This is a genomic window from Parabacteroides sp. merdae-related_45_40 (assembly GCF_001915675.1).
On the sequence record NZ_MNQY01000048.1, the window covers coordinates 87,034 to 113,620 of the forward strand.

24 protein-coding genes are annotated in these 26,587 nt (G+C 44.0%); 16 read left to right on the forward strand and 8 right to left on the reverse strand.

From position 1 onward, the window contains the following. Positions 1–95: 95 nt before the first annotated feature. Together BHV83_RS07760 and BHV83_RS07765 are read right to left on the reverse strand one after the other, a co-directional pair. Positions 96–1,118 (reverse strand): threonine aldolase family protein, encoded by a 1,023-nt coding sequence (locus BHV83_RS07760; RefSeq protein WP_005641139.1) that lies wholly within the window; start codon positions 1,116–1,118, stop codon positions 96–98. Positions 1,119–1,216: 98 nt separating this feature from the next. After that, complete coding sequence (locus BHV83_RS07765) at positions 1,217–1,726, reverse strand: RNA polymerase sigma factor (RefSeq protein ID WP_286757243.1); 510 nt, start codon at positions 1,724–1,726, stop codon at positions 1,217–1,219. A 261-nt stretch (positions 1,727–1,987) separates the two neighbouring features. On the opposite strand from BHV83_RS07765, the gene BHV83_RS07770 reads away from it, so the two are divergent. Continuing rightward, positions 1,988–3,370: an NfeD family protein gene (locus BHV83_RS07770; RefSeq protein ID WP_122205751.1), complete on the forward strand. Its 1,383-nt coding sequence runs from the start codon at positions 1,988–1,990 to the stop codon at positions 3,368–3,370. A gap of 22 nt (positions 3,371–3,392) precedes the next feature. Here BHV83_RS07770 and BHV83_RS07775 read toward each other — a convergent pair whose 3' ends face one another. After that, positions 3,393–4,031, reverse strand: coding sequence for an AlbA family DNA-binding domain-containing protein (locus BHV83_RS07775; RefSeq protein WP_122205752.1), 639 nt, complete (start codon positions 4,029–4,031; stop codon positions 3,393–3,395). Positions 4,032–4,102: 71 nt separating this feature from the next. Between BHV83_RS07775 and BHV83_RS07780 the strand changes: the two genes are divergently transcribed. After that, positions 4,103–6,370: a monovalent cation:proton antiporter family protein gene (locus BHV83_RS07780; RefSeq protein ID WP_005641143.1), complete on the forward strand. Its 2,268-nt coding sequence runs from the start codon at positions 4,103–4,105 to the stop codon at positions 6,368–6,370. A gap of 35 nt (positions 6,371–6,405) precedes the next feature. Continuing rightward, a complete protein-coding gene (gene kdsB / locus BHV83_RS07785) occupies positions 6,406–7,191 on the forward strand; it encodes a 3-deoxy-manno-octulosonate cytidylyltransferase (protein WP_005651239.1) in 786 nt (261 codons plus the stop codon). 63 nt (positions 7,192–7,254) lie between these two features. Here the strand turns inward: kdsB and yidC are convergent, their stop codons facing one another. Further along, positions 7,255–9,171 (reverse strand): membrane protein insertase YidC, encoded by a 1,917-nt coding sequence (gene yidC / locus BHV83_RS07790; RefSeq protein ID WP_005651237.1) that lies wholly within the window; start codon positions 9,169–9,171, stop codon positions 7,255–7,257. A 9-nt stretch (positions 9,172–9,180) separates the two neighbouring features. After that, positions 9,181–10,788: a CTP synthase gene (gene pyrG / locus BHV83_RS07795; RefSeq protein WP_005651232.1), complete on the reverse strand. Its 1,608-nt coding sequence runs from the start codon at positions 10,786–10,788 to the stop codon at positions 9,181–9,183. A 766-nt stretch (positions 10,789–11,554) separates the two neighbouring features. Between pyrG and BHV83_RS07800 the strand changes: the two genes are divergently transcribed. Beyond that, the gene (locus BHV83_RS07800; RefSeq protein WP_122342671.1) at positions 11,555–12,073 is read left to right on the forward strand and encodes an HdeD family acid-resistance protein; all 519 of its coding nucleotides are present in this window, start codon (positions 11,555–11,557) and stop codon (positions 12,071–12,073) included. Positions 12,074–12,097: 24 nt separating this feature from the next. Here the strand turns inward: BHV83_RS07800 and BHV83_RS07805 are convergent, their stop codons facing one another. Further along, positions 12,098–13,006, reverse strand: coding sequence for a helix-turn-helix domain-containing protein (locus tag BHV83_RS07805; RefSeq protein WP_119215428.1), 909 nt, complete (start codon positions 13,004–13,006; stop codon positions 12,098–12,100). A gap of 220 nt (positions 13,007–13,226) precedes the next feature. Between BHV83_RS07805 and BHV83_RS07815 the strand changes: the two genes are divergently transcribed. From BHV83_RS07815 to BHV83_RS07870, 12 genes are all read left to right on the forward strand, one after another. Then, positions 13,227–13,838: a TetR/AcrR family transcriptional regulator gene (locus tag BHV83_RS07815; protein WP_005641161.1), complete on the forward strand. Its 612-nt coding sequence runs from the start codon at positions 13,227–13,229 to the stop codon at positions 13,836–13,838. Between the two features lie 39 nt (positions 13,839–13,877). Beyond that, positions 13,878–15,260: a TolC family protein gene (locus BHV83_RS07820; RefSeq protein WP_286757251.1), complete on the forward strand. Its 1,383-nt coding sequence runs from the start codon at positions 13,878–13,880 to the stop codon at positions 15,258–15,260. Positions 15,261–15,297: 37 nt separating this feature from the next. After that, entirely contained in the window at positions 15,298–16,323 is a 1,026-nt protein-coding gene (locus tag BHV83_RS07825) for an efflux RND transporter periplasmic adaptor subunit (protein WP_005641164.1), read from the forward strand. A gap of 12 nt (positions 16,324–16,335) precedes the next feature. Then, positions 16,336–19,464 carry an efflux RND transporter permease subunit gene (locus BHV83_RS07830; protein WP_286757253.1) on the forward strand — a complete coding sequence of 1,043 codons (3,129 nt, stop codon included), beginning with the start codon at positions 16,336–16,338 and terminating at the stop codon, positions 19,462–19,464. A 23-nt stretch (positions 19,465–19,487) separates the two neighbouring features. Continuing rightward, entirely contained in the window at positions 19,488–19,781 is a 294-nt protein-coding gene (locus BHV83_RS07835) for a PG0541 family transporter-associated protein (protein WP_005641168.1), read from the forward strand. 7 nt (positions 19,782–19,788) lie between these two features. Further along, a complete protein-coding gene (locus BHV83_RS07840; protein ID WP_005647926.1) occupies positions 19,789–20,490 on the forward strand; it encodes a response regulator transcription factor in 702 nt (233 codons plus the stop codon). Then, entirely contained in the window at positions 20,480–21,241 is a 762-nt protein-coding gene (locus BHV83_RS07845) for a DUF1295 domain-containing protein (protein ID WP_173022579.1), read from the forward strand. The genes BHV83_RS07840 and BHV83_RS07845 overlap by 11 nt, the downstream gene beginning before the upstream one ends. Positions 21,242–21,261: 20 nt before the next feature. Further along, positions 21,262–22,488 carry an NADH:flavin oxidoreductase gene (locus tag BHV83_RS07850; RefSeq protein ID WP_005641172.1) on the forward strand — a complete coding sequence of 409 codons (1,227 nt, stop codon included), beginning with the start codon at positions 21,262–21,264 and terminating at the stop codon, positions 22,486–22,488. Then, positions 22,488–23,339: an SDR family oxidoreductase gene (locus tag BHV83_RS07855; RefSeq protein WP_155162580.1), complete on the forward strand. Its 852-nt coding sequence runs from the start codon at positions 22,488–22,490 to the stop codon at positions 23,337–23,339. The genes BHV83_RS07850 and BHV83_RS07855 overlap by 1 nt, the downstream gene beginning before the upstream one ends. 237 nt (positions 23,340–23,576) lie before the next feature. Continuing rightward, the gene (locus BHV83_RS07860; RefSeq protein WP_005641179.1) at positions 23,577–24,161 is read left to right on the forward strand and encodes a 50S ribosomal protein L25/general stress protein Ctc; all 585 of its coding nucleotides are present in this window, start codon (positions 23,577–23,579) and stop codon (positions 24,159–24,161) included. Between the two features lie 86 nt (positions 24,162–24,247). Further along, a complete protein-coding gene (pth, locus tag BHV83_RS07865; RefSeq protein WP_005641182.1) occupies positions 24,248–24,811 on the forward strand; it encodes an aminoacyl-tRNA hydrolase in 564 nt (187 codons plus the stop codon). A gap of 24 nt (positions 24,812–24,835) precedes the next feature. Continuing rightward, a complete protein-coding gene (locus BHV83_RS07870) occupies positions 24,836–25,270 on the forward strand; it encodes an RNA-binding S4 domain-containing protein (protein ID WP_286757261.1) in 435 nt (144 codons plus the stop codon). A 10-nt stretch (positions 25,271–25,280) separates the two neighbouring features. Here BHV83_RS07870 and BHV83_RS07875 read toward each other — a convergent pair whose 3' ends face one another. Together BHV83_RS07875 and BHV83_RS07880 are read right to left on the reverse strand one after the other, a co-directional pair. Next, positions 25,281–25,502 carry a hypothetical protein gene (locus tag BHV83_RS07875; RefSeq protein ID WP_229101557.1) on the reverse strand — a complete coding sequence of 74 codons (222 nt, stop codon included), beginning with the start codon at positions 25,500–25,502 and terminating at the stop codon, positions 25,281–25,283. Positions 25,503–25,600: 98 nt separating this feature from the next. After that, positions 25,601–26,584 carry a TlpA disulfide reductase family protein gene (locus BHV83_RS07880; protein ID WP_005641190.1) on the reverse strand — a complete coding sequence of 328 codons (984 nt, stop codon included), beginning with the start codon at positions 26,582–26,584 and terminating at the stop codon, positions 25,601–25,603. Positions 26,585–26,587: the final 3 nt, after the last annotated feature.

A 26,587-nucleotide genomic window follows, 5' to 3' on the forward strand; every position in this document is an offset into this window, starting at 1 on the left:
TTTATCGCCGGATTTATAGATTAGGCCACAAAAGTAACAACTTTCCATGAGTCCGGCAAGATAAATCCTCATCAGGAAACCCATAGGGGTAGCCGTCAACCAAACACGACGTCCAACGTCCGTATCATATCGTCAATATCCTCTTCCGTCGTGTCCCACGAAGTGACAAATCGGGCTTCATTGATTTCCTCATTCCACATATAGAAGAAATATTTTTCTTGCAACTTCTTCAGCGGTTCCGTGGGAATGGTAAAGAAAAGCTGGTTGGATTCTACTTTCTGGGTAAACCGTATCTGCGGATATTTTTTCAAAGCTTCAGCCAAGCGATAAGCGCTACTATTTGCTTTCCGTGCGTTTTCCAACCACAGGTCATTTTCCAGATAAGGAATAAACTGGCAGGAAAGATAACGCAGTTTGGAAGCCAATTGAGCAGATTGCTTTCTGAAATACTGCAAATTCTCAGTTATCTCAGGACGGAAAGAAACCACAGCCTCTCCCATCATCATCCCATTCTTAGTTCCCCCGAAACTCAGGATATCCACCCCGGCATCGACGGTCACCTCCCGCATCGAACAATTCAGATAAGCACAGGCATTCGCCAAACGTGCACCGTCCATATGCAGATACATGTTATAAGAATGCAACAGATCAGCAATCGCTTTGACCTCCTCGATCGTATAAATCGTCCCCAACTCGGAAACCTGTGAAATATAAACAGCTTTCGGTTGCGAATGATGGCAGACACCGAAATTATGCAGACGAGGTTTGATCAATTCCGGCGTCAGTTTTCCGTCCGGAGCCGGAATCGTCACGATAGCACAACCAGTCATACGGGCAGGAGCACCACACTCGTCCACATTGATATGAGCTGTTTCAGCGCACAAAATACTATTGAACGGACGTGTCACAGCCTGCAAAGCTACAGTATTCGCCCCTGTTCCGTTAAAAACAAAAAAAGGCGATGCCATTTCGCCAAACACTTCTTTAATTTTCGCAGTAGCTGCTGCTGTCCAGGGATCGTCACCATATCCTACAGCATGGTTATCGTTCGCCTTTATCACGGCATCCATCACCAAAGGATGAACACCCGAATTGTTATCACTTGCAAAACTTCTCATTTCCGTTTAAAATTTTGAGCCAAAAGTAATAAAAATAAACGGGAGCACCCCTTGGATACTCCCGTTTATTTTTTCACATATTTATTTTAAACTTCACCTCAACTTCGATGAAAATCTTTCAAGACTTTCTGCAATTCCTGACGAGCGAAGAAGATACGGCTTTTAACCGTTCCCAGAGGTACACATAGCTTCTCTGCAATTTCATTATACTTGTAACCACTCAAAAACATGGAGAACGGGATTTTCAACTCATCGTTCAGGCTGTTTATCGCTTTTGTTATCTCTTTGATTTGATAAGCACCGTCAGGAGAATCAAAACCTGAGTCATTCACTACATCCAGATTATACAGGTCGACACCCTGGTCAACGACAGTCTGTGTACGAACGATTTTATGGTAGTTATTTATGAAGATATTACGCATCACAGTTAAGACCCTTCCTTTGAAATTAATATTATCTACAAACTTTTCCTGATTGTCCAAAACTTTCAGCGTTGTGTCTTGCATCAAATCCTGGGCGTCATCCCGATTTGCGGTGAGCATTAATGCAAAATTCATCATGTTTTCTTGCATGCTCAATAATTTTTTCTGAAATTGCAACGCATTCATATTACTTATTTTTTTATATGTTTAATACCGGTTTGGCATTATCCTTCACCATTGAAGGACATTACAAATGTAGGAATAATATTTTAAATACAATGCGGTTTGATGATTATTAATATTAAAAATCGTAACTTAATACATTTATAACAAACAGTATTGAAAATGAGCAGTATTTACAAGTTTTGCAACAACTAAAATACAAAATTCACAACATGTATGTTACAAATTCGTACAACATGTAAAAGAGATGGAGAATAATATAAAATGAAGAAAAATTTAGGACTTTTTTTAGCTATCATATTGGTTCTGATAGCTCCATTTATATCAGCGGCAGACACCTTGCACCCGCTAATATATAAAATCGATATAAAAAAAGAGATAAGCAACACCACACGCCTGTATCTTAGCAATGGTTTAGCGGAAGCCTACGCTTTGGGTGCAGACGCCGTCCTGATCCATATGAACACATACGGCGGCCAGGTAGATGCTGCAGACTCGATGCGTACGGCTATTTTGTACAACCCCATCCCTGTCTATGTCTTCATCGACAACAATGCGGCTTCTGCTGGGGCGCTCATTTCCATCGCATGTAAAAAAATTTATATGCGGAAAGGTGCAAATATCGGGGCAGCCACCGTCGTGAACCCAACAGGGGAAGCAATGCCAGACAAATACCAATCCTATATGCGTTCCATGATGCGTTCGACAGCCGAAGCGCATGGACAAGATACAATCGTCCAAAAAAACGACACCTTATACAAATGGAAACGAGACCCGTTGATAGCCGAAGCGATGGTAGACGAACGGGTTGCCATTCCAAATCTGATAGACACAGGAAAAGTCCTTACTTTCACAGCACAGGAGGCTCAAAAGTGGGGATATTGCGACGGTATAGCAGAAAATCCGGATGAAGTAATCACGCAATATTTGGGATATAAAGATTACAAAATGAAAAGTTATATCCCTAGTTGGCAGGACGATTTAAAAGGATTTTTGATGAATCCTATTTTTCAGTCTATTTTGATCATTATTATCATCGGCGGTATTTATTTTGAAATGCAAACGCCAGGACTGGGCTTCCCTTCTGCTGCCTCCCTGCTGGCGGCAATCCTCTACTTTGCACCACTCTATATAGATGGGCTGGCGGCAAACTGGGAGATTCTGGTTTTTATCATCGGCATTCTATTGCTCGCAGTGGAAATCTTCATCATTCCGGGATTCGGGGTTGCCGGAATTAGCGGTATCATATTGATTATCGGCGGCCTAGTCATGGGCTTACTGAACAACGATCATTTCGATTTCGAAGGAGTCAGCGGAAAAGAGATCGGGAAAGCGACATTGACAGTCCTGGTCGGATTAGTGACAGGCTTCAGCCTGATGATCTGGCTGTCTAATAAAATCGGACACCGGGGAATGTTCCGGAAAGTCGCGCTAAATACAGATTTGGAAAATGCGATATCATCCCCTGATTTATCTTCGTTAGTCGGGAAAGAAGGTACAGCCGCAACCGTATTGCGTCCTTCCGGGAAAGTGTCGGTCGACGGAGTATTTTATGACGGGATTTCCGAATCAGGCTTTATAGAGAAAGGGGACAAGGTCAAAGTTGTCCGTTTTGAGAATGCACAAGTGTATGTGGAAAACCTTTAAGACACGGCCGTTTTGGCACTTTCTACGCAGGGACGCGTTGATATAAGATATGCTTGTCTATTACAAGGTATTGCAAGGTGTTCATGGCCAGGAGATCGCTCAGAATGTTTTTCGCGGTATAATAATTGATCCGCCCGATCCGGCAAAACTGGCTGATATTGATATGGGGATGATCATCCAGATAAGCAAACAAACGTTCCACAGGTTTGCTTATCTTCAATAAAGTCCCGTCCGGTTTATGCTTTTTCTGCCAGGCAAGCACCAACACTTCATTTGCCAAAATATTTTCATCGGCGACCCTTATGTAGGCTTTAAACTTATCATCCTTATCGGGAGCGGTATGCGGTTTATCCAAACTGGGGGCGATGTACACCTCAAGAACCGTTTTGCCGTTCACCTCCCAGCGTGTCGCCTCAAAGGGGACTTCCGGGCGGGTATACATCTTGGAGGCCGCTTCAATCATATAATATTCTTCTTCGCTTCGGACACCGGAGATATTCCCGTTATCTTTCACACCGATCAGGAGACGTCCACCGTCGGTATTGGCAAAAGCACTCAGCGTACGCGCAATCTTCTTACTGTCGCTCACTTCGAATTTAAAATCAAGTTGTTGGTGTTCCCCCTGCTCTATCAACGCTTCTATCGGATGCATCTTCTTCATTTTGGCAATTTTTTAGATCGGCAAAATTAAAATAAATACATAACTTTGCCAACAGAAAAAACAATGAAAGCATGTCTCAAATACCTTCTCTTATATCGGATCTTGCTGTCATACTGATTTCAGCGGGATTGGTCACCTTGCTTTTCAAATGGTTAAAGCAACCGGTCGTACTCGGATATATCGTAGCCGGAATTCTTGCCGGTCCGTCTATCACTCAAATACCGACTGTCACGAATATAGAAAGTATCCGTATCTGGGCGGATATAGGCGTAATCTTCCTCTTATTCGCTTTAGGACTCGACTTTAGTTTCAAAAAGCTGATGAAAGTCGGCGGAACAGCTGTGATCGGAGCTATTACCATCGTGATAGGCATGATGACACTTGGCTATACTACCGGATTATCTTTAGGTTGGGGACATATGAACAGCCTTTTCCTCGGAGGAATGCTTTCCATGTCGTCTACAACCATTATTTTCAAAGCGTTCGACGATATGGGACTACGCAATCAGAGGTTTGCCGGAGTGGTCTTCGGAATCCTTGTTGTCGAAGATCTGTTTGCCGTTTTACTAATGGTTTTACTGTCTACATTGGCAGTCAGTAAACACGTAGAGGGAATGGAACTGCTCAACAGTGTGATCAAACTGGGAGTCTTTTTGCTTTTCTGTTTTGTTATCGGCATTTATCTAATTCCCTCTTTTCTAAAAAAAGCCAGGACTTTCCTGAATGACGAGACCTTGTTGATCGTCAGCCTGGGATTATGCCTCGGAATGGTTATCATTGCCACGAAAGCTGGTTTTTCTTCCGCTTTGGGAGCTTTCGTCATGGGATCTATCTTGGCAGAAACCATTGATGCGGAACATATCGAACATATTATCAAACCAGTAAAAGATCTTTTTGGAGCTATATTCTTTGTCTCTGTCGGGATGTTGATCGATCCGGCATTGCTGTGGGAATACAAAATTCCGATCCTGATTCTCACGTTGGTCGTAATGACCGGACAAATATTATTTGCCAGCTTCGGGGTCTTGCTTTCTGGACAACCGGTCAAGATTGCCATACAATCTGGTTTTTCTCTCGCTCAAATAGGCGAATTTGCTTTTATCATTGCATCGTTGGGGCTGTCATTAGGGGTAACCGATAATTTCCTCTATCCTATTGTCGTAGCGGTTTCAGTTGTCACGACTTTCTTTACGCCCTACATGATTCGTATGGCAGAACCTGCATGCCGGGTTGCCGACCGGATCATACCGAAGTCATGGATGAAATTTCTCGAACGTTATTCTTCCGGTTCCAATACCATACATCAGAAAAGCGCCTGGAATAAACTGTTGAAGGCGCTGATCCGCATAGTCGGCACTTATACAGCCGTTACCCTTGTCCTGATCTTTATCTGGCTTCAGTTCATAGCTCCTTTTATCATGAAAGAACTTCCGGGCATACGGGGAGCGGGCATCTCACTCGTTCTGATCCTGCTACTAATAGCTCCCATGCTGCGTGCGATCATGATGAAGAAGAACCATTCCGCCGAATTCCAACAATTATGGCTGGACAGCAAGTACAACCGGGGACCATTGGTTTCATTGGTCATTTTGCGTATTATATTATGTATCGGCCTAGTCATGCTGCCCGTCGCCCGTTTGTTGAATGCCACAGTCGGTATCGTACTGGCGATCGCAGCAACTGTCATCGTTATTGTCATTTTATCCAAACGGCTGAAAAGACAATCCATCCTGATGGAACGACATTTTTTCAGTAACCTCTCCGCACGTGAATTGGAGAACGAGCGGAAAGCTCCGATCAACCAACGGTTTGCCAACCACCTGTTGGAACGCGACCTTCATTTAGCCGATTTTGAAGTAAAGCAGAACTCCCCCAGCATGGGAAAAACCTTGAAGGAACTCAACTTCCGCCAGAAATGCAATGTCAACATCGTAACGATCATTCGGGGAGAACAGCGGATTAATATTCCCGGAGGAGAAGAACGTCTCTATCCATTTGACAAATTGGTAGTAGTCGGTGCAGATGTCGATCTTGAACATTTCCGCCAATATCTGGTCGAGCGATATAAAAAGGCCCAAACCGACAAGGAGCAGACGACGCATGAAGTCAATATGGAACAATTCACCATCGCCGAAGGATCCCATCTGATCGGGCGTACAATTCTGGAATCAGGCATACGGGACAGGTCTGCCTGTCTGGTCATCGGTATCGAACGAGGTTCCTCTTCCATCAAAAACCCATCTCCTTCAACTGTTTTTGAAGAGGGGGATATTGTATGGATTGTTGGAGAACATGAAAAAGTCGTTCAGTTAAGCGAAGGAAAAACGGTGAACAATTGATAATTTCATAAATCATAAATTATAATTCATAGATCATGAAGTTTATAGGAATAATTCCTGCACGCTACGCCTCTACCCGCTTTCCGGGGAAGCCACTTGCCGATTTGGCAGGCAAGCCGATGATCCAACGGGTATACGAACAAGTCCAAAATGTGCTTGATTCAGTTTGCGTAGCTACGGACGATAACCGTATAGAAGCAGCCGTCCAAGCTTTCGGCGGCAATGTCATCATGACATCCGACCAACACAAAAGCGGTACGGATCGTTGTTATGAAGCGTATTGTAAAATCGGAGATGGATACGATGTGGTTGTTAACATACAAGGCGACGAACCTTTTATCCAACCGGAACAGATCGAAATACTAAAAGCATGTTTCATCGATGACAGCATCCAAATCGCCACCCTGGTAAAACCATTTCGCCCGGATGATGATTTCGAAACGACCTTATTCAACGCCAATTCACCGAAAGTAGTTTTGAACAAGAAGAATGAGGCTATGTACTTTAGCCGTTCGATCATTCCTTACATGAGAGGCAGGAAATATACCGAATGGCTGCCGAATCATACCTATTACAAACATATCGGGCTATATGCTTACCGCGCCGACACACTCAAAGAAATTACCCATTTACCCCAATCCCCTCTGGAACTGGCTGAAAGCCTGGAACAACTGCGCTGGCTAGAAAACGGCTACAAGATTAAAGTTGGAATTACCCAGCAGGAAACAATCGGTATCGACACGCCAGAGGATATGGAAAAGGCATTGGCCTTCTTGAAAAATAGGGAGTATCAACCGACTAATGAATCGGCATCCGCATAAAAAGGAATGCCGGTTGCTTTGGAGAGCAACCGGCATTCTTTTTATCCCATCAGATTCGACTTCTCAACGGCGACGGTTATTCTCCCGCTGTTGTTTCTGTCTTTCCAACTGGGCCTGTTGAGCTTTCTGGGCTTCTTCCAAACGTTTCATGAAACCAGACTTCTTCATCGGCTTTTTCTTGTTTTCTTCCAACTTGGCCAACAGCTTATCTTCGTTAATCGTATAACGGAAAATTACAGTTTGCAAAATCGTGATCAATGTGGAGATGAAGTAATAGTAGGTCAAACCGGATGCATACTGATTGAAGAATACCAACATCATCAGCGGCATCATGTACATCATCGCCTTCATGCCCGGCATCTGCTGCTGTCCAGTGTTCGTCTGATCCATATTGAACTTCGTATATATGATGTTCGTTACGGTCATCAACAAACAGAACAAACTGATATGATTTCCGAAGTACGGTGTAATAATAGGAATATATGTATTCCAGCTTACAATCGCATCATAAGTAGACAAGTCGTGTGCCCAAAGGAAACTCTGGTGACGCAATTCTATAGCCGACGGAAAGAACATGAACAGAGCGACCAGGATCGGCATCTGTAACAACATCGGAACACATCCTGCCATCGGACTCGCTCCGGCACGGCTATACAGTTCCATGATCGCACGCTGACGCTCTACCGCCTTATCCTGTCCCGGGTATTTAGCATTGAGCTCTTCTACCTGCGGGCGCAATACACGCATTTTGGCCGATGACATATAAGACTTATACGTCAACGGAAACAGAATCAATTTTACGATAACCGTCAGCAGGAAGATCAACAAGCCGTAGCTATGAATAAATTGTCCGAGGAAATTAAACAACGGAATGACGAAATACTGGTTCACCCAACGGAAAATACCCCATCCCAGCGGAACGATCTTTTCCAGATCCAGTTGGTCGGCTTTCTCTACATCATCATCGTAAGATTTCAACAGAGAGAACTGATTGGGACCAAAATAGAAACGCATATCCGTCGCTTCGTTACCCTTCAAGTCGAAAGGTACGGAAGTCGTCGTCTTATACTCTTTCAGGAAAGAACCGTCTTCAGGCAACATCTTCGAATCGATAGTTGTCGACTCGAATCCTTCGTTTCCGGCGATCAGGATAGAAGAAAAATACATGTCTTTATAGGCAACCCATTTCAACCGGTTAGACAATTGTTTGCTGTCGTTCTTGGTTTCGCTCAGGTACTCCACATCATCGGCCATAAATTTATAATATACCGTTGCATAACGGTCTTCAAACTTACGCCCCTTTTCCTGCTGGATTATTTTTTGTTGCCACAACAAGTCCAATGCAGTCGTACCTGGCGACAGTACACCATTCAGGCCGGTTCCCTTAATGGAGAACTGCAACATATAATCATCAGGTTTTAAGGTATACATAAAATCCAGATGGCTGCCTTCGCCCGTATTCAGACGCATGGTAATACTGTTCCGGTCATTTCCTTTTACAGGGGTAAAATACAAATCACCGGTATTTACCACGCGATTATCAGCCGTAACCAATGTAAAATCGAACTTCGAGTCCTTTTCATCGAAAAGCACTAAAGGTTCACCTTTATAATTATCGTATTTTTTCAGGCGGACATATCCAATACGCCCTCCCTTATTGGCCAAACGGACTTCAATCAGCTCGTTTTCCAAAACAGTGGAACCCTCCTCTCCAATCATTGCATCGGCGAAAACGCCAAACGTGTTCTGTAAACGGGCAAGCCGTACAGAATCGGGCAAACCGGCCAGTTCGTCGTCCGCTTTTGCTTCTCTATTCAATTCTTTCTGCTGTTCCAGCTGCTTTGCATATTCTATCCGGGCTATCGAATCCTGCATCCGGCGCTGTGCTTCTATCTGCTCCGGCGTAGGCTGGTTCAACCAGGTAAATACAATTAAGACAACTCCAATAAGCAGGAAACCTATTATCGTGTTTTTATCCATCTATAATTTTTATTTTTTATTTTCAACTGCAGCTTTTATAAAGCTAACGAAAAGAGGATTAGGATTAACGACCGTACTGTTATATTCCGGATGGAACTGAACCCCCACAAACCATTTCAATGCTGGAATCTCAACGACTTCAACCAAGTTCGATTCAGGATTTTCACCTACACACATCATGCCGGCTGCCTCGAACTTATCGCGATATTCGCTATTAAATTCAAAACGATGTCGATGGCGCTCCTGGATGTGTGTCTGTCCATACGCTTCATAAGCCTTAGACCCTTTCTTCAATATACAGTCGTATGCTCCCAGACGCATAGAACCGCCCATATTGGTTACGTTCTTCTGCTCTTCCATCAGGTCGATCACTTTATATGGGGTATTTGGTTCCATTTCTGTCGAGTTGGCTTCCGCCAGTCCCATTACATTACGGGCAAATTCAATCACCATGCACTGCATGCCCAAACAAATACCCAGGCAAGGGACATCGTTTTCACGAGCATATTTCAATGCGGCAAATTTTCCTTCAATACCACGCTGTCCAAATCCCGGAGCAATCAGGATTCCGTCCATATCTTTCAACAATTCGGCGGCATTACCATCATTCAATTTTTCAGAATGGAACAAATGCAAATCCAACTTACGATCATTATAAATAGCGGCCTGCAACAGAGATTCGTCGATCGACTTATAAGCATCCTGCAGTTCGACATATTTACCGACTAAGCCGATCCTTACAGTTTCAGTAGCATCAACCTTACGTTGCAAGAACTGATGCCAAGGCTTCATCTCGGGTGTCGGTCCGACTTCCAGTCCTACCTTACGCAGGATCACCTCGTCCATCTTCTGGCGCTGCAATACCAACGGAACTTCGTAAATCGTCGGAACATCAATAGACTGTATGACGGCATCCTGTGCTACATTACAGAAAAGGGCCACTTTACTTAACAAATTGGCACTCAACTCATGTTCAGTACGCAATACCAGAACATCTGGCTGAATACCCAGCTCCTGCAGTTGTTTTACAGAATGCTGTGTCGGTTTGGTCTTGTATTCTTTTGCAGCCGCGATATAAGGTACATAAGTAAGATGTACGCATATACAATTCTTTCCCAATTCCCATTTCAACTGGCGCACGCTTTCGATAAACGGAAGAGATTCGATATCACCGACCGTACCTCCGATTTCAGTGATCACGAAATCAAATTTGTATTTATTTCCCAGCAATTTCACATTGCGCTTGATCTCGTCCGTGATATGAGGCACCACCTGCACAGTCTTTCCCAGGTAATCCCCTTTACGTTCTTTGTTAATAACGCTCTGATAAATGCGGCCTGTAGTGATATTATTTGCACGGGTCGTCTGAACATTCAAGAAACGCTCGTAGTGTCCGAGATCCAAATCCGCTTCATGTCCGTCTACGGTAACATAGCATTCCCCATGTTCGTATGGGTTCAACGTACCTGGATCGATATTGATATAGGGATCAAATTTCTGAATGGTAACTTTATAACCTCTTGCCTGAAGTAGTTTACCCAATGATGCGGCAATAATTCCCTTACCCAATGAAGAGACCACGCCGCCCGTAACGAAGATGTACTTTGTATCTGCCACGATAGTAATATTTTAATTATCTTTTAATTGCACACTCGCATTTCAAAACTGCAAAGTTACATAATTTCATTCATATAACAAGGGGAGAGAGAAAAACATCTTTTGTCCTTTTGACAGCAAAAGGAAGCTGATCCTCTTCATATAGAAACGAACAAACTTAAAAAAGGTACATCAAACGGATGTAACGAAAACAGAGCTCTATATAAAAGTTTTGTTTAAAAAACAACTATCATACTATCATAATTAAATTCATATACTTGTAAAACAGCATGTTATTCCATGACAGTTCCTATTTTCAACTATCATTCATCTATCATAACCATCATGGTCAAAAAGCAATAAAGTATTATATACCAGACTTTTATAAAACAACAGATATGTTCAAAAGCTGATACAAAGTAGATAAAAAAGGCTCGTTTTTTCATGAAGACAAGCTACTTTTTTACCGAAAACAACTTGAAAAGTTTCTTCAGACCCGGGTGGAAGGGTATGGGAGATCCGGGTGTGGAGGAGGTGGAGACCCGGGTCTGCGTGAAACCGGAACGGGGATGTGGAGCTGTTTATCTGCCTTGTTTGAGGAGATTTTATGCACTGTTTCTGATTATAATCCAGTGGAATAGCTGTTTTTTGATAAATAGATTTTCACAGCAGGGCGATAACATTTTGTCAATTGAAAAAAGAACGTATCATTTATTTTTATTTTCATTCCAAAGAAAATAGTGTATCTTCGTTGTTATATTAAAGAAAAGTATAAAATACATATAAGATGAAAAGTTTAAATGGTTCAGTCCTGCGTTGCATATTTGCGATCGTATTGGGACTTGTATTGGTTCTTTGGCCGGAAGCGGCTGTTACTTACTTGGTGATAACGATCGGTATCTGTTTTATCATACCCGGCTTATTCTCGCTCTTAAATTATTTCACCCGTGAAAAAGTAGAAGGAGAGCCGAGTCCAATGTTTCCGATCGACGGAGCAGGCAGTATTCTGTTCGGAGCATGGTTGGTAATCATGCCGCAATTTTTCGTTAGCATATTAATGTATGTTTTAGGGGCTTTACTGGTTCTTGCAGGTGCACAGCAACTGATTTCACTGGTTTCTGCCCGCAAATGGAGTACCGTTTCCTATGTTTTTTATATCATACCATCCCTAATTTTAATAACAGGGGTCATGATCCTCGCCTACCCATTCGGAGCAGCCGCCAACACATTTGTGATTTTCGGAGTTGCTTGCTTGATCTATGGTATTTCCGAATTGATCAACTGGTATAAGTTCAGTAAAAGATAAGAGAAAAATGGAGTACCACCCGCTTCAGGATTTACGGTACTCCATCGGAGAAATTCCCATATGTTTCTTAAAGAATTTTCCAAAAGTCGACTGGTCGGAAAAATGAAGTATATCCGCCACCTGCTGGACAGTCGCCTGAGGCGCTTTCAAAAGAATTTTCGCTTCGACAATCAGGGCATCATCTATCCACTTATTAGCGGATTTACCCGTCAACTCCTTCAGAATCAATGACAGATATTGTGGCGTAATAAATAACCTTTCAGCATAGAATGTAACCACATGCTGCTCCTTACAATGCTCAAACAATAATTGCAGGAATTGTTCGAACAGCTCTTCTTTACGAGAAAGGGTCGGTCGGATCAAACGATCTTTCTTGCTTAACATTATATTCCCTAAGTCCAGCAAGAAACCAATAAAGGCATTCTGTACTAACTCCTTCTGATAAAAATGAGTACGTTCCCTCATCTTCTCCCGTATAACCTGCATGCTACCGGCCAGTTTCGCTGTTTCTTCCGGTTCCAGTTCCGTACAAGGATTCTTACGGATCTCCATATAGTTCGCTATAGCCTGAGTCCGGTTACCTCCACCAGGATTACAATCGTTCAAAAACTCCTTAGACGCAATCAGCAAGCGACCTTTAAAATCTTTACCGATCCTATCAAGTTGGAGTGCATGCGTAGGCATGATCGTTATGAAACTGTTCGGTTTGACAATGTAAGAAACATAATCCAGATGGATTTCAAGTGTCCCTTCAAAAGTCAACACCATCAAAAGCGCATTTAACCGCATCGGAGCAAAACGCTCAGGCGAGTCGGGATCTCCGATATCCATACCTCCGTCCAGATCCGCAATCGAAAAAATATCCTGAAAACTATCACGGAAAATAATACTCTTATTCAGTTCCGCCAATTCTATTAAAGGAAGTTTTTCCATCTTTACATATTTACTAATCGTGTACTTGCAAAGGTAAACATTTTTTCAACAAACAGAAAAATGTTTCATTTTTTACCAATGAATAACGGTTTTTCAGGAATAAGAAAGGTTCCTTTTATTCGTTTTCGACTAATTCCGTAACAGAATAAACCTTTTTAGTTTTCCAAATTAGACAGACCTTTGCAATATCTGATCGTATAAAAAGTAATCATTAAAATCGATGGTCATAAAAGAACAAATAATGTTAACGGCATTCGACTTATTTTCGGAACACGGGATCAAGAATGTCAGTATGGATGATATCGCTCATAACGCGAGTATATCCAAACGGACTCTTTATGAGCTCTTCGAAGATAAGGAGACTCTGCTAACAGAATGTATAAACCTGAGTTATACTAAAATGAGGCTATCCATGAAGCGACTTGAATCCGAGCCGATAACAGCCTTAGAAGTCGCTTTGCTTTTTTATGAAGAACTTATGAGACGGCCTCGCTGGTTTAACCGGAAGTTCTATGATGATCTGAAACGTTATCCGAAAGCATTACAAAAAACGGAAGAAGAAAAGTCCCGCTTTTTGAAAAAATGTATAAAACTACTGTCACGAGGGGCTAAAGAAGGTGTTTTTCAACCGAATATTAACTTTGAGATTGTAGCTTTACTGGCGAAAGAGCAGGCAAAAATGATCCGTCCGTCCAAAGCCCTTTCCAACCATTCCGTGTCCGAAGTGTTCAATACGATTCTTTATACCTTCCTTCGGGGAATCTCTACAGAAAAAGGCATTGCCATTTTAGATCGTTACTTGTTGAAATATAAACAGAAGCAATTAGATTGAACAAACGATTTTATTAAAAATCAAATTTACTTATTTTAAATGAGACAAATCATAATTACCAAAAAGATGATGTGGGTAGTGATAATGTTACTCCCCTCTCTGGCCTTCACCACCGTAAAAGCTCAAGACACGCTCGTTCTCGATATAGAGAAAGCTCTTGAGATCGCGCTGAGCGAAAATCCCATTGTAAAAGTGGCTAACAAGGAAATCCAGAAAAAAAAATATGCACAGAAAGGTTCATATGCCGCCCTATTTCCCCAAGTAAGTTTTGCTGCCGACTATAATCGAACTTTGAAAAAACAGGTGATGTATATGGACGGCTTCGACATGGGAAGTACCGAAATACCAGGCATGGAAGACATGCCGAATATGGATGAAGGGATCGAAGTAGGACGTGATAATAACTGGAATCTCGGTTTCAACGCCTCTATGCCGATTGTCAACGCCGCTCTTTGGAAAAGCCTAAGCATCTCGGCTGTCGATGTGGAATTGGCTATCGAACAGGCACGTTCTTCCAAAATTGCTATGGTCAACCAGGTAAAGAAAGGGTATTACGGCGTGCTTCTTGCCAACGATTCATACCGCGTATTTAAGGAAAGCTATGACAACGCAATGGAAAATTACCTGGATATCAAGCATAAGTTTGAACAGGGAACCGTTGCCGAATATGACCTGATACGCGCCAATGTTACCGTAAAGAACAGCGAACCCAATATGTTGCAGGCAGAAAACGCACTAGTTCTTGCCAAATGGCAATTGAAAGCATTATTAGGCATGGATCTGGACATAAATATCGAATGTGAAGGACAATTGACCGACTTTGAAAAAGATCTATTCGGCGATTTTCTTTCCACAGACACAACCCTGGCTAATAATACAGATTTGAAACAGATGGATTTACAAGCCAAGCAACTGGAAAAGACACTGATCATGCAAAAGTTCGATTATCTGCCGACACTGTCGCTCACTGGACTATATCAGTGGACAGCCATGAACAACGACTTCAAGTTCAAAGACTATATGTGGAACCCCTACTCGATGGTCGGTGTTTCACTCTCCATTCCGATTTTCTCTGGCGGCAGCAAGTTCTATAAGATCAAACAAACAAGAAATTCGATCGAACAGTTGAGCCTGCAAAGAGAGGATACACAGCGAAACCTGCAACTGGCAATCAAGCAGTATATAGATAATATGAATACCTGCGTCAAACGTTTCGACGCTTCACAAAAGGGAGTAGAGCAAGCCGAACGGGGATATATGATCTCACAGAAACGATACGACACAGGAGCCGGGACTCTGTTAGAAATGAACGATTCGGAATTAGCATTGACACAGGCCAAACTGAATTTCAACCAAGCTATTTACGACTATATGGTAGCAAAAGCTGACTTGGAAAAGGTATTAGGCCAGCAAGAGTTTTAAAAAACAAAAAATAGACATTGAATAAAAATATCACAAAATGGAAACAAATAAAAGACAACACTTTATATCACTCTTCATTTTATCTTTGTTGCTATCCTGTTCAGGGGAAAAGAAAGATTCGGCACAAACGGAAACCGTCAGCAACAAAGCCATTGTGAGAATAGAAACTGTTTCCGCACAAGATGTGGAGCAGATCAGTGAATTTACAGCAACAGTAGAAGCCAATATTTCGAATAACATCGCCCCACAAAACCCAGTGCGCATAGAGAAACTGTTTGCAGAAGTCGGCGATCATGTAAAAGCAGGTCAACTCTTGGTCAAGATGGATGAGACAAACCTCAAACAGACAAAAATACAATTGGATAACCAGGAACTGGAGTTCAAACGTATTGATGAACTGTACAAAGTAGGCGGTGCTTCCAAATCAGCCTGGGATGCACAGAAAACACAATTAGACGTAAGCCGTGCGACCTACAAGAATTTGCAGGAAAACACACAGTTATTGAGTCCGATCACCGGTATCGTCACTGCCCGCAACTATGATAGCGGCGATATGTATAGCGGAGGTTCGCCGATCTTCACCGTAGAACAGATTCGTCCGGTCAAACTGTTGATCAACGTATCCGAAAGTCTTTTCACGAAAGTAAAAAAGGGAAAAGATGTCGACATCCGGTTAGATGTATATGGAGACGAAGTTTTCAAAGGAAAAGTCAGCCTGGTTTACCCGACTATCGATCCGAATACACGCACATTCCCTGTCGAAATCAAAATCGACAACAATGACGAACGTGTCCGTCCGGGGATGTTCGCCCGCGTGACGATCGGTTTCGGGACACAAAACCATGTGGTCGCTCCGGATCTCGCCATCGTAAAACAGTCCGGTGCAGGAGACCGCTATATATATGTATACAAAGACGGTAAAGTTTACTACGAGAAAGTAGAGTTAGGACGCCGTATGGGAAACAAATATGAAGTCATTTCAGGGGTAAACAGTGGCGACCAGGTTGTAATATCCGGTCAAAGCCGCCTAAACAACGGAATGGAAGTAGAAATCGAAAAGTAAGAGACAAACATTATGAGCTTATATGCAACAGCGGTAAAAAAGCCGGTTACGACTGCCCTTGTCTTTGTGGCAATCGTGATCTTCGGTCTTTTTTCATTAACCAGATTATCAGTGGACCTGCTGCCAGAGATCGAGACAAACACGATCATGGTCATGACCTCCTATGCCGGCGCCAGCGCTGCGGATATCGAAATGAACGTCTCCAAACCGTTGGAGAACGTGCTGAACAGTGTCAGCGACCTGAAACACATCACGTCACAGTCACGTGAAAACATCTCGATCATCACACTAGAATTCGACTATGGTACGGATATCGATGTGGCGACAAACGACGTGCGCGACAAACTGGACGTTGCCGAGCCAATGCTGCCGGATGATGTGGACAATCCCATTATCTTCAAATTCGGGACGAACGATATACCGATTATCATCCTTTCGGTTACGGCGGAAGAGAGCACGAACGCCCTGTACAAGATTCTGGACGATAAGGTATCGAACCCGCTTGCACGTATCAGCGGTGTAGGAGCGGTTTCCATTTCCGGTACGCCGGCACGTGAAATACAAGTCTATTGTGATCCGTACAAACTGGAAGCATACGGAGTTTCAATCGAAGGAATATCCGCTATCATCGCACAGGAAAACAGGAACACTCCAGGCGGCAGCGTGGATATCGGTTCCAACGCCTATGCGCTCCGTGTACAAGGTGAATTTACGGATGCGCATCAGATGGACGATCTTGTGATCGGTCATAAAGATAACAAGACTATCTATCTGCGTGATGTTGCCCGCATTGAAGACAGCATCGAAGAGCGTGCCCAAGAGACTTACAATAACGGTAAAAAAGGCGGCATGATCGTTATCCAAAAACAATCGGGAGCCAACTCGGTGAACATAGCCAAGAAGGTTCATCAGAAGTTGCCGGAAATTCAAAAAAGCCTTCCTTCAGATGTCAAGTTAGGGGTAATCATGGATACCTCCACTAACATTTTGAATACAATCGACAGTCTGAAAGAAACCATTTTCATCACCTTCATTATCGTTATGTTAGTGGTGTTCGTATTCCTCGGACGATGGAGAGCGACATTTATCATTATTTTGACCATTCCGATCTCGTTGATAGCCTCGTTCGCTTACTTGCTTGCATCCGGCAATACACTGAATATTATCTCGCTGAGTTCACTCTCTATTGCTATCGGTATGGTTGTGGATGACGCGATTGTGGTGCTGGAAAACATTACTACCCATATCGAAAGAGGTAGTGCCCCGAAACAAGCGGCCGTACATGCTACAAACGAAGTGGCCATCTCTGTAATCGCCTCAACCCTGACCATGTTGGCCGTGTTCCTACCCCTGACAATGGTGACAGGTATGGCGGGTATTCTGTTCAAACAGTTGGGGTGGATCGTCAGTATCATCATGATCGTTTCGACAGTCGGTGCTTTGACCCTGACTCCGATGTTGAGTTCTCTACTACTCAGGCAGAATCCTAAAAAAGGCCGCTTGTACACCTTGTTCTTCACACCGATCGAAAAGGCATTGGATGCGCTGGACCGTGGCTATTCCAGTTTTCTTTATTGGGCAGTACGCCACAGGAAAACGGTCATATTCGGTGCGACTTTGATCTTTGCGGGAAGTATGCTATTGGTTCCAACTATCAAGACGGAATTCTTCCCGACTCAGGATAACGCACAGATCAGTGTTCACATCGAGTTACCGGTCGGGACCCGCCAAGATATCACCCGTAAGCTGGCGCTTGAAATCGACGAACTGTTCCGACAGAAATATCCGGAAATAAAAACCAGTAACTTCACCGAGGGGCAAGCCGATTCCGATAATACCTGGGCTCAATTGAGTAATAACGGAACACATATTATCGACTATTACATCAATATGCTGAGTGTCGGCGATCGTGAACGCGGTATGGTTGAAATCTGTGAAGAGATGCGTAAGGACCTGGCAAAATATCCGGAGATCAAGACCTTCAAGGTGATCGAAGGCGGACAGGAAGAAGGTATGGGCGGACAGAACGCTGTCGACATCGAGATTTATGGTTTCGATTTCGGCCGGACCGATGCCGTAGCCGCCGAACTGGCCGAAAGGATGCGTAAGGTAAAAGGTTGCTCACAAGTCAACATCAGCCGTGAGGACTACATACCCGAATATCAAGTTGATTTCGACCGGGAAAAGCTGGCGATCAACGGATTGAATATCACAACGGCTGCTATGGCTTTGCGTAACCGTATCAACGGCTCTATCGCTTCCAAATATCGCGAAGACGGTGACGAGTATGATATAAAAGTACGCTACGCACCAGAATTCCGTCAGTCGGTTGAAGACATCGAGAATATCCTGGTTTATAACAATGCCGGTCAGGGAATCCGTATCCGCGACCTGGGTAAAGTAGTAGAACGAATGACGCCTCCGACCATTGAACGCAAAGACCGTGAACGTGTCATCACCGTATCGGCAGTAGTCGGAAAAGGTGCAGCCATGAGCGATATCGTAACAGCTGCCCGGAATCAACTGAAGGAAATGGATATACCTTCGGATGTCAGCTGGCAGTTAGGAGGAACATACGAAGACCAGATGGACACCTTCTTCGACCTGACAATCCTGATGATCCTGATCATCATTTTGGTATTTATCGTAATGGCTGCTCAGTTCGAATCGCTGACAGACCCGTTCGTCATCATGTTCTCCATTCCTTTCGCCTTCACCGGTATAATTTTGGGACTGGCAATCACACAGACCCCATTGGGCGTTATGGCATTGATCGGCCTGATTATGCTGATGGGGATCGTTGTCAAGAACGGTATCGTGCTGATCGACTACACGATCCTCTGCCGGGAAAGAGGAATGGGAATCCTGACCGCAGTAGTGACTGCCGGAAAATCCCGTCTCCGCCCTGTATTGATGACCACTTTGACTACCGTATTGGGTATGATCCCGATGGCTGTCGGAACAGGCGAAGGCTCGGAAATGTGGCGTTCGATGGGTATGACAGTAGCATGGGGACTTTCGGTATCAACGTTGATCACCCTGGTAATCGTACCGGTCGTATACAGTGTATTTGCCGGAAACGGAGTCCGGCGCAGACGCCGCAAGATGGCAAAAAATGGAATATCTTCTAAAAAAGAATAAATAATAATTAGGAATAAGTTAATATGAAAGCTATATTTGTATCATTTAATCAAGCATATTACGAAATGATCCTGAATGTGATGGACCGAAACAATATCCGGGGCTTCACATACTGGAACGAAGTACAGGGACGTGGAAGTAAGACCGGCGAGCCCCATTATGGAAGTCACGCCTGGCCGACACTGAACTCGGCAATCCTGGCAATGGTCGATGACGAAAAAGTCGACCATTTTCTGGAGATACTTCATCAGATGGATCAGAAGACGGAAGCGCAAGGATTACGTGCTTTTGTCTGGAACATCGAAAAAACAATTTAATAACATAATGAACGATCTTTTTAACATTCTCATTTTCAGCAAAGACTATAATCAGGGAGTTATCATCCAGGACTATATAAAAGCTATTGGATACAACTCACAAGTATTCGATCAGGAAGAAGCGGCATATGAGGGATTCCTTTCCAGAAATTTCACACTCTGTATTATCAACCACGATATAGACACGAAAGAAACACGGACATTGGCAGCCATGATCAAAAGTTCGGAAAATATCATCCCTGTCGTTTTCTTGTGTGAACATCCGACGAGAGAAGAAATAGCATTGCTGTTTTCGTTCCATGCAGACGATGTGATACGCAAACCTCTTGACACAGATATCTTACAAGCCCGGATTAAAGCAGTACAAAGCCGTTACCAGCCCCAACGCAAGAAAGAGGTCAGGACTTATATTTTCGGAAAATTCAAATTCGACTTGCAAAAACAGATCTTGTCCATAGAAGGCAAAACAACCAAGCTGACAACCAAAGAGGCCGATTTGCTTACGTTGCTGTGCCAACACGCAAACAATATGGTAGACAGGATGCACGCCCTGCAGATCATATGGAGAAGCGATAACTATTTCAGCGCCCGCAGCATGGATGTTTATATCACCAAATTACGCAAACTATTGCAAGATGATCCTACCATCAGGATTATAAACGTTCACGGAAAAGGTTATAAATTATCAACACACGAAAATGACAATTGAACATTTCACCTTATTTCTAATTGTTATGGCAGCTATCGCCGCCATAGTCTTCATAGCCCTTTATTTCGTCGAAGCCGGTTATGGAATGTTGTTCGATAAAAAATGGGGGGTTCCGATACCGAACAAGATCGCTTGGATTTGCATGGAAGCGCCGGTTTTTATCGTCATGTTTTTGTTATGGAACGGATCAGAACGACAGTTCGAGACAGTACCGTTCCTGATATTCTTATTTTTCGAACTGCATTATTTCCAACGATCTTTTATTTTTCCTCTGTTGATAAAAGGCAAAAGTAAAATGCCGGCAGGCATCATGCTTATGGGAATCACCTTTAACCTCCTGAACGGTTATATGCAGGGAGAATGGATTTTCTACTTAGCACCGCAGGATATGTATACGAAAAGCTGGCTGCACAGCCCTCAATTTATAGTCGGGACAATCTTGTTCTTCACCGGCATGGCAATCAATATCCAGTCAGACCATATTGTCCGCCACCTCAGAAAGCCTGGCGACACGAACCATTATCTGCCTAAAAAAGGCCTGTTCAAATATGTGACATCAGCCAACTACTTTGGCGAAATCGTGGAATGGTGCGGATTTGCAATCCTGACCTGGAGTGCAAGCGGAGCTGTTTTCGCTTGGTGGACATTTGCAAACCTTGTACCTCGCGCAAACACCATCTACCATAAATACAAAGCGATGTTTGGTAACGAACTGGAAAACCGTAAACGGGTTATTCCTTTTATATATTGAATGATTAACTCATAATAGATATGGAAAAAGAATCTATACTGTTCACTCCCGGTAAAATCGGGCCGTTGACCCTGAGAAACCGGACAATACGGGCGGCTGCATTTGAAAGCATGTGCCCAGGAAACGCGCCTTCCGACATGTTGTATGACTACCATAAATCGGTTGCCTCCGGCGGGATCGGTATGACGACTTTGGCCTATGCGGCTGTTACGCAAAGCGGACTTTCTTTCGAACGTCAGCTCTGGATGCGCCCAGATATCATCCCCGGATTAAAACGCATCACCGATGCCATCCACAAAGAAGGGGCGGCTGCCTCCGTACAACTCGGACATTGCGGAAACATGTCTCACAAAAACATCTGCGGGTGCAGGCCTATCTCCGCATCCAGCGGTTTCAATATCTATTCCCCTACCCTTGTCCGTGGAATGAAACCTTCCGAAATCACAGCTATGGCAAAAGCGTTCGGACAAGCAGTTCATCTGGCGCGCGAAGCCGGAATGGATGCAGTGGAAATACATGCCGGTCACGGCTATCTGATCAGCCAGTTTCTTTCTCCCTATACCAATCATCGGAAAGACGAATATGGCGGTAGCTTGCAAAACCGGATGCGCTTTATGAAAATGTGCATGGACGAAGTGATGAAAGCTGCCGGTCAGGATATGGCAGTGTTGGTAAAGATGAATATGCGCGACGGCTTCAAAGGAGGAATGGAGCTTGATGAGACACTTGAAGTGGCTCGTACCCTGCAGAACGAATGCGGAGCACACGCTTTGATCCTTAGCGGTGGCTTCGTCAGCCGTGCCCCGATGTATGTGATGCGGGGTTCCATGCCGATTCATACGATGACGCATTATATGCCTTTCGGCTGGCTACCGCTCGGAGTCAAAATGGCCGGACGGTTCATGATCCCGTCTGAGCCGTTCAAAGAGGCTTACTTCCTGGAAGATGCCCTAAAATTCAGGGCGGCATTGAAAATGCCACTTGTCTATGTAGGCGGTCTGATCTCACGCGAGAAGATAGACGAGGTCTTGAACGACGGTTTCGAATTCGTGAGTATGGCACGTGCCTTGCTGAACGATCCGTCATTCGTAAACAAAATGAAGGAAGACGAACATGCCCGTTGTGACTGCGGACATAGCAACTATTGCATCGCTCGCATGTATTCCATCGAAATGGCATGCCACAAACATATTCAGAACTTGCCCAAAAGCATTGTCAAAGAAATAGAGAAATTAGAATATAAGTAATGGAAAAAGGATTAGCCATCATAACCGGTGCCGACGGAGGCATGGGACAAGTAATCACGGCAGCCCTCGCAAAAGAAGGCTATCCGGTGATTATGGCTTGCCTCGATCCGGAAAAAGCCGTCCCCGTATGCACCCGGATCCGGCAAGAAACCGGTAACACCCAGATAGAAGTGCGAAGAATCGATCTCGCATCCCTTTCATCCGTAAACAATTTCACCGGTCAGTTATTAAAAGAAGGACGTCCCGTCAGCCGCCTGATGAACAATGCCGGCATCCTGACAACTCCGGTACGCAAAACCGAAGACGGGTTGGAGACAATCGTAAGCGTCAATTATGTGGCTCCCTACATGCTCACCCGCCAGTTATTACCATTGATGCAACCAGGATGCCGTATTGTAAATACAGTGTCCTGCACGTATGCCATCGGCCGGATCGAACCGGACTTCTTTGAAAAAGGAAGGAACGGACGCTTTTTCCGCATTCCGGTCTATAGCAATACCAAACTGGCGCTGTTATTGTTCACCCAAGAGTTTGCCGAACGGCTGCAAGACAAAGACATCACCATAAATGCCTCGGACCCGGGAATCGTCAGTACGAACATGATCACGATGCAAGCTTGGTTCGACCCGCTTACCGATATCTTGTTCCGCCCCTTTATCAAAACACCGGCCCAAGGCGCGGCGACCGCCATCCATCTGGCTCTTTCGGATGAAGCGAAAGATAAAAACGGTTGTTGCTATGCCAATTGCAAAAAGAGGAATGTGTCAGAACGCATCCGGCATCATGCACAGCAAAAACAACTTTGGGACGATACGGAAATCTTGCTCCGGCAAAAAGGAATCCGGTTCTGAACCGGCATGCACTTTTAGTTTCATACCGATGAAACTCCTATTCCATGCCTATGAAACTTCCGTTCCATGCCGAGGGAATTTCAGTTTCATGCCTATGGAACTGAAAATTCATGCAGACAAGATTTTGCAGATATAAATATAAATCGTACCTTTGCACCGCTTTTAACCCCCGTACGTGTGATGGGAAATTAGAAAGCATAAACATCTAATTTTGAGTAACACAAAAATTAAAACAAAATGAAGACATTTCAATTAGAAGGAAAGTCAAGAGAAGTAGCCGCTACTTCTGCAGACCAGAAGAGAGCTTTGAAAGCTATGCGTAAAAACAACGAAATTCCTGCTGTACTGTACGGCGGCGAAAAAGTATCTCATTTCACTATCACAAAAGACAGTGTTCGTAACTTGGTTTACAGCCCTGAAATTTTTGTTGTTGAACTGACGATTGACGGCAAGAAGACAATGGCTATCGTTAAAGATATCCAGTTCCAGCCTGTAACCGACGCTATCCTGCACATGGACTTCTTGGAAGTGTCAGAAAACAAACCGGTAGTAATGGAAGTTCCGGTTGTTCTGGAAGGTCACGCCGAAGGTGTTAAAGCCGGTGGTAAACTGAACTTGCAGATGAGAAAGTTGAAAGTAAAAGCCCTTTACACAGCAATTCCTGAGAAATTGTTTATCAATGTCGATCACCTGGGATTAGGCAAGACTATGCAGGTTGGTGCATTACACTTCGAAGGCCTTGAACTGATGAACGCCAAGAACGCTGTTGTTTGCGCCGTTCAGTTGACTCGTGCCGCTCGTGGTGCTCAGGCTAAGGCATAATAAAATTATTATTCCTAAATAATGTAAGGGGAGAATATTCAACAGAGTATTCTTCCCTTTGTTATATACTAAAAAACAACATAACAATGAAATATCTGATAACAGGACTTGGAAATATCGGTTCCGAATATTTAGGAACCCGCCATAACATCGGATTCCGCGTTGTAAATGCATTGGTAGAAGATGCCGGAGTTCCTTTCACGGAAGAACGTTACGGTGCAATTGCACGGATGCGTATCAAGAACTGTGAGTTGATCATACTGAAGCCGAACACATTCATGAACCTGAGCGGCAATGCCGTCCGCTACTGGTTGCAGAAAGAAAACATTCCGGTAGAGAATCTGTTAGTCATAGTGGACGATCTGGCACTCCCCTTCGGGACACTCCGCCTGAAACCGAAAGGCAGCGATGCCGGACACAACGGATTGAAAAACATCCAACAGTTGTTAGGCACACAAGAATACAGCCGCCTTCGTTTCGGTATCGGCAGTAATTTCCCTCGTGGAGGACAGATCAACTATGTGCTTGGCAAGTTCCCACCGGAAGAGCTCCAGGAAATGCCGGAAAAGATAAAACGGGCGGTAGAAATCATCAAAAGCTTCTGCCTGGCCGGCGTACAGAATACAATGAACCAATACAATAATAAATAAATAATAGTTCCTTGTCTACAGTTTATGAATGAAGTCCGTATAGACAAATGGATGTGGGCCACCCGCATATTCAAGACACGTACCATAGCAGCCGAGGCTTGCAAGAAAAACAGGGTGATGATAAACGGAGTCAATGTAAAACCTTCCCGTATGATCAAAGTCGGAGAAGTGATTCAGGTACGAAAGCCACCTATCACCTTTTCCTTCAAGGTACTCGATTTAACAGAACGCCGTATGGGAGCCAAACTGGTGCCTGATTATCTGGAAAACGTCACTACTCCCGACCAATACGAAATATTGGAAATGAACCGCATATCCGGATTCGTAGACCGTGCACGCGGCTTAGGCCGTCCGACCAAGAAAGACCGTCGCGCACTGGAGCAGTTTACCGATCTGGGGATGATGAACGATGGATTTGATTTCGAGTTTGACTTCGAGGATCCGGAAGACGAAGAGTAAACTCGTTTTTTCACAGCAAGGGCCGTAACTCCTTTTCAAATATTTGCCTGCTGATTATACGATAATGCGGCGAATAGGATTCTTCGAAAACCTTGCTGTGATGTTCCACATATTCTCCCCGGTCCAGACGGTCTTCTATTTCTTTGCAATCGGCATCGTAATCCGGCAAGGAAAGTTCCATAGAACGGATAATAGACTCAATCCGCTGCCATTCTTTTTGCCAATCGGACACTGTTTACGCTCCGCTTTTTCGAAATCCTTCTTTTCTGTCGCCGAAAGACAAAGACAGAAAAGAAGGAACAAAGTCAGAAAACCGTACTTCCACATCGTTTATTTGATTACTTCTTTCAGTTTTTTGTGCAAATCCTCGCCAGTTATGTTTTTAGCGACAATCACTCCATCAGGATCTAGCAGGACATTGGCCGGAATACCACGAACCCCGTAAAGAGCCGGAATTTCCGAATCCCAATATTTCAAATCGGAAAGATGTGTCCAAGCCAGATTATCGTCGGCAATCGCTTTCATCCACTTGCTTTTATCCTTATCCAGGGAAATCCCCACAATCGTAAAGTTTTTATCTTTATATTCATTAAACGCCTTTACCACATTCGGATTCTCGCGACGACAAGGAGGACACCAGGATGCCCAGAAATCCAACAGTACATATTTACCTCTGAAATCAGAAAGCGAAACAGATACTCCCGCCGTATCTGGCAACGAAAATTCAGGAGCCACCTTCCCTATCTGCACATTTTCCAACTGCTTGATAATACCATCCAAATCTTTTACATACGGACAACCGGCCAGTTCGGAAGAAATCTTGGCACGAGTCGCTTTCAGTTCATCCAGCGGCAACTGGTAAGTGAAGTAACGATACAGATAAAAAGCGGCGGCAGGCGAAGCCGGATACTTGGTGATCAGACTGTCTATGTCATACCCTTCTTCAAAAACCTTCTCGGCATTCTCCTGAAAGATTGTATTGACAGGAGAATTACGGACCGTAATCGTTTCGCCGTCATTACTTATCCTCACATCCATATTCGTATTTTCGACAAAGAACTGAACCGGATAATTCATATCTTCTGTTGCCAGACCAAACAATAAAGGCTGATCCACTTCTCCCTTAAAAGTAAATTTTCCCTCTTTTAATTCTGCCGTATCGACATCAAAAAACATCTTATTCCGGAAGGACTTGAGATAGACTTTCCCTTCCGTCCTGCCGGTCACTTCTCCATTTATCACATAACCTTTCGGTGCTTCCTGGCAACTCGCCAACATCAGGGCCACCAGGGCTGTCGCTACTAATCGTTTCATTTT

Bases quoted from the DNA above. Each gene is read 5' to 3' on its own strand.
- BHV83_RS07825 (WP_005641164.1), top strand. From the start codon at position 15,298: ATGGAAACAAATAAAAGACAACACTTTATATCACTCTTCATTTTATCT.
- BHV83_RS07845 (WP_173022579.1), top strand. From the start codon at position 20,480: ATGACAATTGAACATTTCACCTTATTTCTAATTGTTATGGCAGCTATC.
- BHV83_RS07835 (WP_005641168.1), top strand. From the start codon at position 19,488: ATGAAAGCTATATTTGTATCATTTAATCAAGCATATTACGAAATGATC.
- BHV83_RS07805 (WP_119215428.1), bottom strand. From the start codon at position 13,006: ATGGAAAAACTTCCTTTAATAGAATTGGCGGAACTGAATAAGAGTATT.
- BHV83_RS07765 (WP_286757243.1), bottom strand. From the start codon at position 1,726: ATGAATGCGTTGCAATTTCAGAAAAAATTATTGAGCATGCAAGAAAAC.
- BHV83_RS07850 (WP_005641172.1), top strand. From the start codon at position 21,262: ATGGAAAAAGAATCTATACTGTTCACTCCCGGTAAAATCGGGCCGTTG.
- BHV83_RS07775 (WP_122205752.1), bottom strand. From the start codon at position 4,031: ATGAAGAAGATGCATCCGATAGAAGCGTTGATAGAGCAGGGGGAACAC.
- BHV83_RS07855 (WP_155162580.1), top strand. From the start codon at position 22,488: ATGGAAAAAGGATTAGCCATCATAACCGGTGCCGACGGAGGCATGGGA.
- BHV83_RS07800 (WP_122342671.1), top strand. From the start codon at position 11,555: ATGAAAAGTTTAAATGGTTCAGTCCTGCGTTGCATATTTGCGATCGTA.
- BHV83_RS07830 (WP_286757253.1), top strand. From the start codon at position 16,336: ATGAGCTTATATGCAACAGCGGTAAAAAAGCCGGTTACGACTGCCCTT.
- BHV83_RS07880 (WP_005641190.1), bottom strand. From the start codon at position 26,584: ATGAAACGATTAGTAGCGACAGCCCTGGTGGCCCTGATGTTGGCGAGT.
- BHV83_RS07870 (WP_286757261.1), top strand. From the start codon at position 24,836: ATGAATGAAGTCCGTATAGACAAATGGATGTGGGCCACCCGCATATTC.
- BHV83_RS07780 (WP_005641143.1), top strand. From the start codon at position 4,103: ATGTCTCAAATACCTTCTCTTATATCGGATCTTGCTGTCATACTGATT.
- BHV83_RS07760 (WP_005641139.1), bottom strand. From the start codon at position 1,118: ATGAGAAGTTTTGCAAGTGATAACAATTCGGGTGTTCATCCTTTGGTG.
- yidC (WP_005651237.1), bottom strand. From the start codon at position 9,171: ATGGATAAAAACACGATAATAGGTTTCCTGCTTATTGGAGTTGTCTTA.
- BHV83_RS07770 (WP_122205751.1), top strand. From the start codon at position 1,988: ATGAAGAAAAATTTAGGACTTTTTTTAGCTATCATATTGGTTCTGATA.
- kdsB (WP_005651239.1), top strand. From the start codon at position 6,406: ATGAAGTTTATAGGAATAATTCCTGCACGCTACGCCTCTACCCGCTTT.
- BHV83_RS07840 (WP_005647926.1), top strand. From the start codon at position 19,789: ATGAACGATCTTTTTAACATTCTCATTTTCAGCAAAGACTATAATCAG.
- BHV83_RS07820 (WP_286757251.1), top strand. From the start codon at position 13,878: ATGAGACAAATCATAATTACCAAAAAGATGATGTGGGTAGTGATAATG.
- BHV83_RS07860 (WP_005641179.1), top strand. From the start codon at position 23,577: ATGAAGACATTTCAATTAGAAGGAAAGTCAAGAGAAGTAGCCGCTACT.
- BHV83_RS07815 (WP_005641161.1), top strand. From the start codon at position 13,227: ATGGTCATAAAAGAACAAATAATGTTAACGGCATTCGACTTATTTTCG.
- pth (WP_005641182.1), top strand. From the start codon at position 24,248: ATGAAATATCTGATAACAGGACTTGGAAATATCGGTTCCGAATATTTA.